The sequence below is a fragment of the Paratractidigestivibacter faecalis genome (assembly GCF_003416765.1).
In the GTDB taxonomy this organism is placed as follows: Bacteria; Actinomycetota; Coriobacteriia; order Coriobacteriales; family Atopobiaceae; genus Paratractidigestivibacter; species Paratractidigestivibacter faecalis.
On the sequence record NZ_QSNG01000001.1, the window covers coordinates 1,303,634 to 1,317,276 of the forward strand.

The window sequence follows — 13,643 nt, forward strand, 5'->3', positions numbered from 1 at the left end:
GCAGCGTCGCACGTAATTCGCAACTCTACCACGCGCCCCGCCCTCCCACGTCGGGAAGGGCCGCGGGAAAGCAGACGTTAACGTAGGGACGAGGTGCTACGCGGCGCGCTCTTCTCGCCAGGTGCTAGGCTGGGGACGCACGAAGGAGCACCGAGGGGAGTTACCCATGTACAAGACCGTTGTCTTTGACCTTGACGGAACCCTTTTGGACACGTTGGAGGACCTCTACCTGTCCGTCAACCACGCGCTGGAGGCCTACGGCCTTCCCGGGCGTAGCCGTGACGAGGTGCGCCTTGCCACGGGTAACGGCATCGTGCTGCTCATCAAGAGGAGCGTCCCCGCGGATTGCCCCGACGAGCTGCGCGAGGAGGTCTTCAAGACGTTCAAGGAGCACTACGGCGCCCACTCAATGGACCACACGGCCCCCTACGCCGGCATGCCCGAGCTGGTTGCGGCCCTGCGCGAGGCCGGGGCGCACGTAGCCGTGGTCTCCAACAAGGCCGACTTTGCCGTCCAGACCATCATCCGCGCCACCTTCCCGGACGCCTTCGACTGCGTCATGGGAGAGAATGAGGCCGCGGGCATCCCCAAGAAGCCCGCCCGTCCCATGGTGGATGCCGCGCTTGAGGCAATGGGAGGCAGGTCAGGAGCGGTGGCCTACGTGGGCGACTCCGAGGTTGACGTGGCGACGGCCGCAAACGCCGACTGCGACTGCGTGGCCTGCTCTTGGGGCTTCCGGAGCCGCGAGGCCCTTGTGGAGGTCGGTGCCCCGCTCATCGTGGACACCCCGTCCGAGCTGCAGCGCGTTCTTCTTTCCTGACCCTCGGCGAGAAGATGCAGCCGCTCGCCTAACATTTTCGGCCGGCCGGCGCCGCCGGTGCGCGGGCGGGCTATAGTCATCCCCAACACCGGCAAGGTCGCTCAACGAAGGGAGCCACCATGGGTAAGAAGGCTGCTGAGGCACTCGACATCAATTACGACGAGCTCGCCGAATACCTGCACTGCAATCACTCGGTGTACATGAAGCTTGACTCCTCCATCTATTACCTCACGGACGTCAACTACGAGTCCTGGCGCGCCCAGGACACCAGCCGCATCAACGACAAGGGCCACTTCACTGACTGCAGCGAGCTCGTTCCCACCGTGGACGAGTTCCTCTCCCTGCCCTTCGTCAACGGCAAGACCGTGAAGGACGTCTTTGACCACGCCACGTTCTACGCCTCCATCAAGGGAGAGAAGCAGTAGAGGCGCACCCAACAGCGCGCATGCAGCACAAAAGCGGCCGGTACCCAAGGGGTTCCGGTCGCTTCTTCGTTTCATGGGCTATGATTGGTCGTGCGTCAGCCCTCCTGGGAAAGTGGGCTGCGGAGAGGACGGGCCGCCAGGCAGGGGTGCCAGGCGGCCCTTGTGTTTCTCGCCGCCAGGGCTCCCTAGCGCCGGACCACCAGGAGCGGGTCGCCGAGCTTGACGAGGGGACGGCCGCCCAGGAGGGTGTTGGAGTCTCCCACGTGCTCGATCTTCTGGAAGGCGTCGGGGTTGGAGACCACGCAGGCCACCACGTCCTCGTGCCCCGCCGCGGCAATGGCGTCACGGTCAAAGGAGATGAGGGGCTGGCCGGCCTTGACCTCATCGTTTGCCTCAACGTAGCGGGTGAAGCCCTTGCCGTCCATGTCCACGGTGCCAATGCCGATGTGGATGAGCACCTCGACGCCGTCCGCCGTGGAGATGCCGATGGCGTGGTTGGTCACCGTGGTGGCGCCAATGCGTCCGTTCACGGGCGAGTACAGCACGCCGTTGCCCACCGGCACGATGCCGTAGCCGTCGCCCAGAAGGCCGGCGGAGAGCACCTCGTCGTTGACCTCCTTGAGGCTGACCAGCACGCCGGAGACCGGCGCGTAGACCACGTCGTCCCTCGTGGCAAAGGTCGCCGAGACGGGCGCCTGCCCGTCGCCCGACCCCGTGGAGAACGCGCTCTTGATCTTGTCCAGCAGTCCCATGTTGAAACCTCCCTGGCTAGTGATGGAACGTTCTTCCCCCAACGGCCATTCTCCCCAGCCTGTCAACAAAACGTTCGCAAACTTCGGCTCATGGCACAAAGATGCGGGGCCGGCGAGAAGCGCGTGGCCCTCGTCGGCCCAACTGGTATCAATCGCCTGCAACCAGGCGCTAGGCCACGCTTGCCTCGTAGCCGGCGCCCTTGACGGCGGCGATGAGCGCCTCGTCAGTCACGCCCTCGGCGCAGGCCGCCGTGGCGGTGCCGGCGTCCAGGTCGACGGTGACCTCGCCGACGCCCTCCACGCCCTCCAGCGCGGCCTTGACGTGGGCCACGCAGTGCTGGCACATCATGCCCTCGACGTTGAGCTTCTTCTCCATGGTGGTTCTCCCCTCTGGTTGGGTTGCGGCCTCGGTCCCAGCCTCGGCCCCTGTCTCGGTCACGGTCACGGCTGGGGCCGCGGCCGGTGTTGCCTCTCTCCCCCTGCGCTCGGACGGCTTCCAGGTGCGCAGGCGCAGCGCGTTGCCCACCACGAAGACCGACGAGAAGCCCATGGCCGCCGCGCCGATCATGGGGTTGAGCGTGATGCCCCAGGGCACCAGCACGCCGGCAGCCACCGGGATGCAGATGGAGTTGTAGAACAGCGCCCAGAACAGGTTCTGGCGGATGTTTCTCATGGTGGCGCGCGAAAGCTCCATTGCCAGAGCGACGTCGGCCGGGTCGGAGCGCATGAGCACCACGTCGGCGGAGCCTATGGCCACGTCCGTACCAGCGCCGATGGCAATGCCCACGTCGGCGCGGGCCAGGGCCGGCGCGTCGTTGATGCCGTCGCCCACCATGGCCACGCGGTGGCCGGCGCGCTGCAGCTCGCGGACACGCAGCTCCTTCTGGCTGGGCAGCACTCCGGCCACGACCTCGTCGACGCCAACCTTGCGGGCCACGGCCTCGGCCGTGAGGCGCGCGTCTCCGGTGAGCAGCAGCGTCTTGGCACCCAGGGCGCGCAGGCGGGAGACGGCCTCAGCGCTCGTGGGCTTCACGGGGTCCGCCACCGCCACCAGGCCGAGCACGCGGCCGTCCGCGGCAAAGAAGAGCGGGGTCTTTGCCTCGGCCGCCAGGGCGTCCGCGCGCTGGGCAAAGGAGCCCAGGTCGACGCCGTTCCTCTCCATGAGGCGGGCGTTTCCGGCAAGCACGCGCCTGCCGTCAACCGTGCCCGCAAGGCCGCCACCGGCCACCTGTTCGAAGCCCTCGACGCGAGCGTCCCCATCCGCGCTGGGGCAGACCTCGTCGGCATAGGCGCAGACGGCCTCGGCAAGCGGGTGCTCGCTCTTACGCTCCAGGGCGGCCGCCACGCGCACGAGCTCGGCCTGGCTGACGCCGGCCGCAAGCTCCACGTCGGTCACGCGGGGCCTTCCGGCCGTGACGGTACCGGTCTTGTCCAGCACCACATAGTCCACGGAGCACGCGGTCTCCAGCGCCTCGGCGGACTTGATGAGCACGCCGTTTGCCGCGCCGCGGCCGGTGCCCACCATGATGGCCGTGGGCGTGGCCAGGCCCAGCGCGCAGGGGCAGCTTATGACCAGAATTGATATGGCGTGGTTGAGGGCCGTGGCAAAGTCGGCCGAGATGGCCATCCACGCCAAGAAGGCCACGGCGGCGATGGCCATGACCGCCGGCACAAAGACGCCGGCGATCCTGTCGGCCATGCGCTCGATGGGGGCCTTGGAGCTTGTGGCCTCGTCCACCAGGCGAATGATGCCGGCGAGGGTGGTATCCTCCCCCACCGCCGTGGCCTCCACGACAATCCAGCCGCGGCCACTCACGGTAGCGGCGGTCACGCGGTCGCCCACGCCCTTCTCCACGGGGACGGGCTCTCCGGTGATGGCGGACTCGTCGATGGAGGCGCTGCCCTCGAGCACCACGCCGTCCACCGGCACGGACTCGCCGGCGCGAACGATGACGCGCTCACCGGCGCGAACGTCCTCGGTGGGCACACTCACCTCGGCGCCGTCGCGCACCACGGTGGCCGTCTTGGGCGCCAGGTCCATGAGCGCGGCTATGGCGTCGGTGGTCTTGCCCTTGGCGCGGGCCTCGAAGTACTTGCCCAGGTCGATGAGGGCCAAGATCATACCCGCCGAGTCCAGGTAAATGCCGTGCATGGCCTCGTGGGCGGCCGTCATGTCCATGGCGCCGAAGGCCCAGGCCATGCGGTAGAGGGACACCACGCTGTAGGCAAAGGAGGCAGCCGAGCCCAGCGCGATGAGTGAGTCCATGTTGGGCGCGCGGTGCCAGAGCGTCTTGAAGCCGGTCACAAAGTAGTGGCGATTGACCAACAGGATGGGAACGCAGAGCAGAAGCTGCGTCAGCGCCGCGGCCATCATGTTCTCCATGCCGTCCAGGCCCGGCACCTCCGGCCAGCCAAACATAGGACCCATGGCCACGTAGAAGAGCGGCACGCTGAAGGCGAGAGACACCACCAGCTGACGGAACTTCTCGTCCGCGGCCTTGCGTGCGAGGTCGCCGGGGGCGGGGGTGGCGGCGCTCGCACCGCCGCGTCCGGCCGCGTTGCGGCGCAGCGCCCCGTAGCCGGCGTCCTCTATGGCGGCCACCACCGCGGCGGCCGTGGCGTCCGTGCCGTCAAAGTCCAGCTCCATCGAGTTCTTGAGCAGGTTGACGCTGGCCTCGGTGACGCCCGGCACGCCGGACGCCGCCTTCTGCACACGCGCCGAGCATGCCGCGCAGGTCATGCCCTGAATGTCAAAGGTCTCCTTCAACAGAGGTCACCTCACATGAACTTCTTGAAGAGGCCCATGACCTCGTCCACGACCTCGGTGTCGCCGGCCTGGACGCGCTCCACCACGCAGGTCTCGAGGTGGTCCTGCATGACCTCGCGCGAGACCGCCTTGACCGCGCTCTCCACGGCCGCCAGCTGGGTGAGGACGTCTCCGCAGTAGCGGTCCTCCTCCACCATGGTCTTGATGCCGTTGAGCTGGCCTATCGCGCGGTTGAGCCGGCGCGTCACGTCTGCCTTGAGCTGCTCTGAGCGCGGCGTGTGCTTCTGGGCCCCGCAGTGGCAGCAGCGCTGCTCTGCAGGTTTCTGGACGTTCTGGCCGTCTTGGGACATGGTGTCTCCTCGTTGCTTGCCCCATACCCCCATGGGGTACTTGACAAGCCGAGACTATACCCCTTGGGGGTATCTGTCAAGCAAAGGCTCCGGCGAGAAGGACTTCTCGCCGGCAGGCCCTACTCCACCTCGTCGGGCTCCACGGGGTCGTCGGCCGCCACGGCATCGACGCCCGTAACGTCCTCCCCCGCCTCAAGGCCGCGGGCCTCGCGCTCTGCCGCGGCCTCGGCGAACTTTGCCTTCATCGTGGGGTTCTTCCAGGTGAGCTTGCGGATGGTCAGGCCCTCGGCCTTGTCGTTGGCAATGCGCAGCTGGCGCTCGGACGAGAGGAGGTTCTCCTTGACCTTGTTGAGGTGGTCGATGGTCTTGTCGATCTCCTCAATGGCCGTGCCGAACTTCTTGCTTGCGGTCTCGTAGTTCTTGCCGAACTTGGCCTTAAAGTCCTCGAGCGCATCCTCAAAGCCCGTGATGTCAATGTTTTGCTGGCGGATCTCCTCCAGCTCGCGGCGGGCCTCCACGGCGTTTCTGCCGGCGTTGCGCAAAAGCGAGATGAGCGGCAGAAAGAACTGCGGGCGGATGACGTACATCTTGGGGTACAGGTACGAGACGTCCACGATGCCCGCATTGTACAGCTCGCTGTCGGGCTCCAGCGTGGAGACGAGCACGGCGTACTCGCAGCCCTTGTCGCGGCGGTCCTTGTCGAGCTTCTTGAGGTGGTCCTCGTTCCTCTTGCGATTGGTGGAGTTGTCATCCTCGTTCTTCATGTCGAACATGATGGAGACCACCTCCACGCCGGAGTCGTCCAGCTCGCGGAAGACGTAGTCGCCCTTGGTGCCGTCCACCACGTCGTTGTCCTTGTGGAACTCCGCCTTGGGGAAGGCCATCATGCGCACGCGGTTGAACTCCATCTCGCAGTGCTGCTCGAGGGTCTCTCCGATGAGCTTTACCGAGAGGCGGCTGCGCTGGTTGCGTAGGCGCTCGATCTCGTCCTCCTTGTCGCGGATGGCCTGGTCCTTGTAGCCGAGCTTCTCGGTCATCTCCTGGCGGAGCTGCGCCTCCACCTGGTCGCGCTCGAGCTGGGCGGCCGTGACCTGGCCCTCGAGGGCCACGATCTTCTCTCCCTGCTCGCTGGTGGCCTCGCGCACCGCAAGGGCCTTCTCGCTTGCAAATGCCTGCTGGGCCGCCTTGGCCTGCGCCTCCAGCTCGGCGATGCGCTGCCTGCTCTGGGCCAGGTCGCGGTCGCGGGCGGCGAGCTTGGCGTCGGCCTCGCGCTGGGCGCTCAGGCGCGCCACGTCAACGGCACTCTTGCCCTGCTCGACCTCAGAACGTAGCTTGGCAATGAGCGCGTCCTTCTCGGCAAGCTGGCCCTGGAGGCTCGCGCGAGCGTTGCTGAGCTGCTGCTGGGCCCTCACGTTGGCCTGCGCCACGGCGGCCTCGACGGCACTTGCCTGGCCCTGGCGCACCAGCTCGACGCGCTCGGCGATGTCCCTCTCAAACTCCGCGTCGCGCACCTGCTTGACTATCTGGGCGTACTCGGTCTCGTCGACGGTGAACGCCTCGCCACAGTGCGGGCACCTGATCTCAGCCATGGCAACCTCCCGTTTGGATTCCAGTCACCCCTAGCCTACACGCCCCACCGGACATTAATTGCGGACAAGGGCGACCTTCCCCGCGAACCCGCCCGGCGCAGTGTACAAAATAACAATCAGAAGGCCCCTCTCGCCGCGTTTGTCCAGTTGGCGAGAAGGGCCCTTCATCTAAATGTACGCTAACCAGCCAAGCGGGCAGGTTGTCTTCGACGTCCTAGCGACCGGAGGTGGTGCCACCGTCGATGGAGAGGCACTCGCCGGTGATCTCGCGGGCAAAGTCGGACGCCATGAAGACCGTGGCCCAGGCGATGTCCTCTGCCTGCTGCGCGTGGCCCATGGGAATCATGCTCTTGACGGAGGCGTTCCACAGCTCCTCGCGCTGCTCGGGCGTGGTGGTGTTCTTGACGTCCGGGTTCCACTCGTTGGCCATGCCGTCCAAGATCTCCTCCCACATGGCGGTGCGGATAATGCCCGGCAGGATGGAGTTGACGCGCACGCCGTAGGGGGCGGCCATCTTGGCGGCGGACTGGGTGAGCGAGGTCACCGCGGCCTTGGAGGCGGAGTAGGCCTGCAGCATGTTCATGCCGTCGCGGCCGGCGATGGAGCTGACCGTGATAAAGTTGCCGGACTTCTGGCCCTCCAGGACCTTGAGTCCGTGCTTGAGCATGTTGACGGTGCCGCCCACGTTGATGCTGAAGAGGCGCTCGACCTCCTCGGACTTGATGTACATGAGGTCCTGCAGGCAGATGACGCCCGCGGCGTTGACGATGACGTCGAGCTTGCCGCCGCCAAACTCCACAGCGTCGGCGATGAGCTTCTCGACATCCTCCTCGACGGCCACGTCGCACTTGGTGAAGCCGGCGCGCACGCCCATGGCCTCGAGCTCGGCGACGGTCTCCTCGCCCTGCTCGACCTTGCGGTTGCCCAGGTAGACGTTGGCGCCGCAGCCGGCAAACTGGAGCGCCATCTCCTTGCCCAGGCCGCGGCCCGCGCCGGTGATAAGGACGGTCTTGCCAGTGAAGTCAATGTTCATTGCCATGCTAGTCCTCCAATGGGAGCGGCCCGGGAAGCCCCCGCCTCCCGCTCGGCCAAGGCCAAACCTAGACCCTTGAGGCCACTCCAAGGCAACCCGCGTCTACGCCAGCGGATGGGGCGGGTCCGCCAGCGGTAGTGAGAAGGTTCCCAGTGCAAACGGGGTGTCTCTCGCGCTGCATAGTGTACATAAAGACAAAAGGCCCTTCTCGCCAACTGGGAAAACGCGGCGAGAAGGGCCTTTCGATTGTCAAAATGTACGCTATTGCAACGATGCCCTAGCGCTGGCGCTGGTTGTAGCCGTAGCCCTCCTGCTGTTGCTGCAGCCACTGCTGGAACTGTTGGAGCAGCTGGGAGTTGTCCTGGCCGGTTCCGTTGCCGGTTCCGTTTCCGTTGGTGTAGGAGTTGATGTCGCTCACCGGCTGGTTGTTGGCCTCCTCCTGCTGCCTCTGGAGCTCCTCGTCGGAGCCCAGGGTGACGTCGAAGGTCTTCTGGTCGTTGCCGCGCATGACCGTGACCTGGACCGTCTCGCCGATGCTGTGGGAGCGCACGGCCAGGATGGCGCCGTCGGCGGACGTGATCTGCGTGCCGCCGATGCCCACGATGATGTCGCCCTTCTGGATGCCGGCCTCGTCAGCGGGGCTGCCGTCGGTGACCTCTGCCACGTAGGCGCCCTGGCTCACGGAGAGCTTGTTGGCCTTGGCGTTCTGGGCGTTGACCGTCTGCATGGACAGGCCGATGTAGGCGTGGGTGACCTGCTCGCCGTTCACAATCTTCTGGGCCACGTCGACGGCGTAGTTGCCCGGGATGGCAAAGCCAATGCCGGCGAAGCTCTCCGTGTCGGAGGAGTAGAGCGTGCAGATGCCCACGAGCTGGCCCTTGTCGTTGACCAGGGCGCCGCCGGAGTTGCCGGGGTTGATGGCCGCATCCACCTGGATGAGGTTGGTGTAGAGCGTGTTGCCCGAGCTGGACTGCATGAGCTCATTGCGCGTCAGGGCAGAGACGATGCCCTGCGAGACGGACCGCTCGAGGCCAAACGGGCTGCCCACGGTCATGACCCAGTCGCCCACCTGCAGGGCGGAGGAGTCGCCCACCTCGATGGGCGTGACGGAGTCTCCCTGGAGGTCCGCCTTGACCACGGCGAGGTCGCTGGAGCTGTCCGTGCCCACAAGCTCGGCGTCGTAGCTCTTGCCGTTGATGGTCACGGTGATGCTGTCGGCGTCCTCGATGACGTGGTTGTTGGTGATGATGTTGCCGTCGGTGTCCAGCACCACGCCGGAGCCCAGGCCCTCGCCCGAATCATAGGTGCAGGAGACCGTGGCCACGGACGGCAGCGACTTGGCGGCCACCGCCGTTGCGGTGGAGGTGTCGTTGTCGGAAGGGTTGATGGTGATGGACTGGCTGGAGCCCGTGGTGAAGGTTGCGCTCGTCTTGCCGATGACGCCCGTGCCCAAAAGCACGCCCGTCAGCGCCGCCGCGCCCACGACGCCGCCGGCAACGCCCAGGAGCGCGGCCCTGACGCCGGGATGGTGGCGACGGGGCTCCTTGGAGCTGGGGGTCCCGCTGGCAGAAGGGGCAGCCTCGGATGCCTGGAGCGCCACGCGGGTGCCGCCGAGCTCCTCGGGCATGGGAGGCCTCTTCTGCGTGGGCTGCGCGCCCTCGTCGCCAGGCTGCTGGTTCATGCCATTGTGGTTCTCGTCCATGGTGCATCCCTCTCTCTGGCGCGCGCCCGCCCGGGCGCCGCGCCGCCTTGTTTCATGAACGAATGTACCCCACGGGCAGGGGGCGTTTCTCGCCAACGCGCAATGCCACGCCGCTGGCACGACCCTTTTTGCTACCTGAAAAAGGCCGCCCCCCGGCGGAGGCGGCCACGAATGAGAAAAAGGGCCTGTCCCCTTTTCTCCTATTTAGCGAGAAGTGCCTAGATGCGGAAGAGGTATCCCACGCCGCGGATGGTGACGATGTGGCTTGCCACCTGCGGACCCACCTTGGAGCGCACTCGCCTGATGTGGACGTCCACGGTGCGGGTGCCGCCGCAGTACTCAAAGCCCCAGACGCGGTGCAGCAGCGTCTCGCGCGAGTAGGCGCGGGAGGGGTGCGTGGCCAGGAAGGAGAGAAGCGAGTACTCCATGAGGGTGAGGTCAACGGGCTTCTCGTCGATGTAGACCTGGTAGGTGGCCAGGTTGATGGTCATGTTGTCCACGGTGACGATGTCTGCCGGGGCGCTCTCCTCGCCAGGCCACAGAAGCAGCGTGCAGCGGACCTCGAGCTCGGCCGCGCCAGCGGTGGAGAGGATGAAGTCGTTCTTGCCCTGCATGGGCATGTGGAGCGTGGCCAGCTTGTCCGGGTCCTGGACAAAGAGCATGGGGATGAAGCCGTTCTCGGCCACGAAGGAGTCCACAGCGTTGAGGGTGTCCTGGCTCATGCCCTCCCCGTCCAGGATGACAAGGTCGAACTCGTGGCCGGAGGAGATGGCCTGCGGGAAGGTCTCCTCGTTGGCAAGCGCGATGGAGACGTCGACGGCATGCGACAGCTCGCGCATGCGGTCGTGCAATCTGGTGGTGGCTGAGACAAGCAGGATGTTCTTGTGATGCACCCTCGGGCCCCCTGTGCTATGCGGACATATATTTTTCAGAAGACTACCACACGCATGGCGCGGCTCGCGCCACCGCCACAAAAAAACAAATGCGCCCCAGCTCAGAGCGTGAGCCGGAGCGCATCCTGTCGATTTTGCGACACAAACGTGCGAGCGGGCGCGCTTCTCGCCTGCGCTCCCGCCCGCGCGAGGGGCGCAGGCGCTACTTGATGGAGCCGAGAAACTCCGCCGTGCGGGCGTTCTTGGGGCGGTCGAAGACGTCCTCGGGAAGGCCCTGCTCCACGACGACGCCCTCCTCCATGAAGACCACGCGGTCGGCCACGTCGCGGGCAAAGCCCATCTCGTGCGTGACGACGATCATGGTCATGCCGGAGTTCTCCGCGAGGTCGCGCATGACGTCCAGGACGCCGCGCACGAGCTCTGGGTCAAGCGCGGAGGTGGGCTCGTCAAAGAGAAGCACGTTCGGGTGCATGGCCACGGCTCGGGCAATGGCCACGCGCTGCTGCTGGCCGCCGGAGAGCTGGGCGGGCTTGAAGTCTGCGCGGTCGGCCAGGCCCACGGCGGTGAGCTGCTTCATGGCCTCGGCCTCGGCCTCCTCCTTGCTCTTCTTGAGCACCTTGGTCTGGCCGATCATGACGTTCTGCTTGGCCGTGAGGTGCGGGAAGAGGTTGAAGCCCTGGAAGACCATGCCCACGTCGCGGCGGAGCTTGTTGACGTCGGCGTTGCTCTTGCCGGTGATCTCCTGGTCCTCGATGAGGATGTGGCCGGCCGTGGGCGTCTCAAGCAGGTTGATGCAGCGCAGCATGGTGGACTTGCCGGAGCCGGACGGGCCCAGCACGACGACGACCTCGCCGGGCCAGACGTTGATGTTGACGTCCTTCAGGACCTGCGTGGCGTCAAAGCTCTTGTTGAGGTGCTCGATGCGCACGATGGGGTGCTCGCCGGGCGTGAAGTGGTGGCGCGTCAGGCCCTGGTCGGCGTCCCAGGCAATGCGGGCGGCCTCCTCGGCGGGAAGCGCGGGCGGCACCTGTACGGCAGGCGCGTGCGAGAGAATCTTACTGGACATCGGCGGCCTCCTTCAGCTGGGCCTTGGCCTTGGGCCTGGGACCCTCGCCGCGCTCGGAGCGGGCAATGCGGTTCTCGACGATGCTGACGACCTTGATCAGCGGCAGGGTGACGATGAGGTAGAAGATGCCGGCGGCCACGTACGGGGTGATGTTGCCGGACACCGTGGTGAGGTTCTTGGAGAACATCATGAGCTCCATGACGCCCACGGAGGAAAGCAGCGAGGTGTCCTTGAAGGAGGTGATGAAGTCGCTGGTCACGGTGGGGATCACGCGACGCACGGTCTGCGGCAGGATGATGGTGAACATGGTCTGGACGTAGCTCATGCCCAAAGAGCTCGCGGCCTCGTACTGGCCCTGCGGGATGGACTGGATGCCCGCGCGGAAGATCTCGGCCAGGTAGGCGGAGGAGTTGACGGCCATGACGATAATGCCCAGCAGGTTGTTGTCAATGTTGATGCCAACCATGGGCAGGCCGAAGAACATGATGTAGATCTGCAGGAAGAGCGGGGTGCCGCGCAGGATGTTGATGTAGACCACGGCGATGGCGCGCAGCAGGCGGTGCTTGGAGATCTTGAGCAGCGAGAAGAGCAGGCCGAGCGCGATGGCAAACGGGTACGCCGCGATGACGATGCCCAGGCACAGAAGCCAGCCGGGGAACAGCGACGAGAAGGACGTGACCAAAAGCTGCGGCTTGAAGAACATGCCGAGGAACTGGTTGGAGTTCCACGCCTCCACCCACGCCTGGTTGTCGAGCCAGTTGACGATGGATTGCAGCGGCGTGTTGGCGATGACCGTGATGGCGGGAGACGCCGCGAGCTGGTGGCTTGCGCCGTCGTCGGTGGTGTAGGAGCCGGTGACCTGGTAGTCTCCGCCCTCGCCGGGGAACTGCATGTCGGTGACCTCGAGGCGCAGGAGCGACCCCTCGGGGATGCTCGTGGCAAAGCTCACGGCGATGCTCTGGCCGGAGGGGGCGGCGGTGCCGTCGACGTTCACGCGGTTGAGGCCCTCGAGCACGGTGATGCGCGTGGTGGAGCCGTCAAAGGTCGCGCCCTCGGGCAGCTGCAGGGTCACGGACGAGACGTCCTCGCCGGACTCGACCGTTCCCTCCCAGGTAAGGCGCGTGTTCATAGCGCCGATGACGCCAGAGCCGCCGTCCTCGTTGGGCTTGGCGGTGGCCTTCTCGGTGGTCATGGCAAGCGCTGCCTGCGGGGTGGCCAGGGCCACGCCGCAAGACGCCACGAGCACCGCGGCAAACAGGGCCGCCAGCGCGTGCGCCAGACCGCCTCTCTTGCTCGGGAGCTGCATCTTCTCTCCATTCATAAGCCGTGGGCGGGACCCCTCTGAGGAAGGGCCCCGCCATCTTTCCTACCTGCTGAAACGCTGAGATTGAGCCTTGTGGCGGCCTAGATCTCGGAGCCGAACCACTTGGTCTCGATCTCCTTCATGGTGCCGTCGGACTTCATGTCCTCCAGGGCCTTGTTGACGGCCTGGGTGAGCTCGGGGTTGTCCTTGGAGACGGCGATGCCGTACTGCTCGCCGGTCGGAATCTCCTTGACGATCTGGAGGTCGGAGAAGGACTGGGCCAGCATGTAGGAGGCAACGGGGAGGTCGACGACCATGGCCTGGTAGAGGCCGGTCTGGACGCCGGTGAGGGCGGCGGTCACGTCGTCGACGGGCACGCGGACGGCGTCGGGGAGGTTCTCGCCGATCCACTCGTCGCCGGTGGTGCCGCCCTGGCAGACGACCTGCTTGGAGGCGTCGTTCAGGGTCTCCTCGGTCTCGGAGGAACCCTTGGCCACGACGATGGCCTGGTTGGAGTCAAGGTAGGGCTCGGAGAAGTCGACGGACTCCATGCGCTCGTCGGTGATGGTGATGGCGGCGATGGAGACGTCGGCCTTGCCGCCCTGCTTGATGATGGGCACCAGGGTGTCGAACTTCTGGTTGGGCAGGTAGGAGGCGGTGAGGCCCATCTTCTCGGCGACGGCGTTGATGACGTCGACGTCAAAGCCCACGGGCTCGCCGGTCTTCTCGTCCATGTACTCGAAGGGGGCAAAGCCCAGCTCGGCGACGACGGTGAGCTTGCCGTCCTCGATGAGGGTCATGCCCTTCTTCTCGTCAGACTTGGCGTCGGAGGAGGAGTCGGTGCTGGTGGCGTTGGAGTTGCCGCAACCGGCAAGCACGGCGCCGGCGGCGACGGTGCCAAAGACGGCCAGGAACTCGCGACGGTTCATGTTCATCTGCATGG

The 13,643-nt window shown here is 66.0% G+C and carries 12 protein-coding genes; 2 read left to right on the forward strand and 10 right to left on the reverse strand.

Annotated elements, in window-relative coordinates:
- The first annotated feature begins 166 nt into the window (after positions 1-166).
- Together DXV50_RS05815 and DXV50_RS05820 are read left to right on the forward strand one after the other, a co-directional pair.
- Positions 167-820 carry an HAD family hydrolase gene (locus DXV50_RS05815; RefSeq protein WP_117205318.1) on the forward strand — a complete coding sequence of 218 codons (654 nt, stop codon included), beginning with the start codon at positions 167-169 and terminating at the stop codon, positions 818-820.
- A 119-nt stretch (positions 821-939) separates the two neighbouring features.
- Positions 940-1,245 carry a CDP-alcohol phosphatidyltransferase gene (locus tag DXV50_RS05820; RefSeq protein ID WP_117205319.1) on the forward strand — a complete coding sequence of 102 codons (306 nt, stop codon included), beginning with the start codon at positions 940-942 and terminating at the stop codon, positions 1,243-1,245.
- Between the two features lie 185 nt (positions 1,246-1,430).
- Here DXV50_RS05820 and DXV50_RS05825 read toward each other — a convergent pair whose 3' ends face one another.
- The 10 genes from DXV50_RS05825 to DXV50_RS05870 all read right to left on the reverse strand — a co-directional run bounded on the left by DXV50_RS05825 (position 1,431) and on the right by DXV50_RS05870 (position 13,641).
- Positions 1,431-1,997, reverse strand: a complete 567-nt coding sequence (locus DXV50_RS05825) for a PTS sugar transporter subunit IIA (RefSeq protein WP_117205320.1) — start codon at positions 1,995-1,997, stop codon at positions 1,431-1,433.
- A gap of 169 nt (positions 1,998-2,166) precedes the next feature.
- Entirely contained in the window at positions 2,167-4,767 is a 2,601-nt protein-coding gene (locus tag DXV50_RS05830) for a heavy metal translocating P-type ATPase (RefSeq protein WP_198666472.1), read from the reverse strand.
- Between the two features lie 8 nt (positions 4,768-4,775).
- Positions 4,776-5,114, reverse strand: coding sequence for a metal-sensing transcriptional repressor (locus DXV50_RS05835; protein ID WP_117205322.1), 339 nt, complete (start codon positions 5,112-5,114; stop codon positions 4,776-4,778).
- A 119-nt stretch (positions 5,115-5,233) separates the two neighbouring features.
- Positions 5,234-6,703: a DUF2130 domain-containing protein gene (locus DXV50_RS05840; RefSeq protein ID WP_117205323.1), complete on the reverse strand. Its 1,470-nt coding sequence runs from the start codon at positions 6,701-6,703 to the stop codon at positions 5,234-5,236.
- Between the two features lie 214 nt (positions 6,704-6,917).
- Positions 6,918-7,742: an SDR family NAD(P)-dependent oxidoreductase gene (locus DXV50_RS05845; protein ID WP_117205324.1), complete on the reverse strand. Its 825-nt coding sequence runs from the start codon at positions 7,740-7,742 to the stop codon at positions 6,918-6,920.
- A 271-nt stretch (positions 7,743-8,013) separates the two neighbouring features.
- Entirely contained in the window at positions 8,014-9,438 is a 1,425-nt protein-coding gene (locus DXV50_RS05850; protein ID WP_117205325.1) for a S1C family serine protease, read from the reverse strand.
- 218 nt (positions 9,439-9,656) lie between these two features.
- Complete coding sequence (locus DXV50_RS05855; RefSeq protein ID WP_117205326.1) at positions 9,657-10,331, reverse strand: response regulator transcription factor; 675 nt, start codon at positions 10,329-10,331, stop codon at positions 9,657-9,659.
- A gap of 202 nt (positions 10,332-10,533) precedes the next feature.
- The gene (locus tag DXV50_RS05860) at positions 10,534-11,397 is read right to left on the reverse strand and encodes an amino acid ABC transporter ATP-binding protein (protein WP_117205327.1); all 864 of its coding nucleotides are present in this window, start codon (positions 11,395-11,397) and stop codon (positions 10,534-10,536) included.
- Entirely contained in the window at positions 11,387-12,703 is a 1,317-nt protein-coding gene (locus DXV50_RS05865; protein ID WP_232817470.1) for an ABC transporter permease subunit, read from the reverse strand. Before DXV50_RS05865 ends, DXV50_RS05860 begins: the two co-directional genes overlap by 11 nt.
- A gap of 98 nt (positions 12,704-12,801) precedes the next feature.
- The gene (locus DXV50_RS05870) at positions 12,802-13,641 is read right to left on the reverse strand and encodes an amino acid ABC transporter substrate-binding protein (protein ID WP_117205329.1); all 840 of its coding nucleotides are present in this window, start codon (positions 13,639-13,641) and stop codon (positions 12,802-12,804) included.
- Positions 13,642-13,643 lie beyond the last annotated feature (2 nt).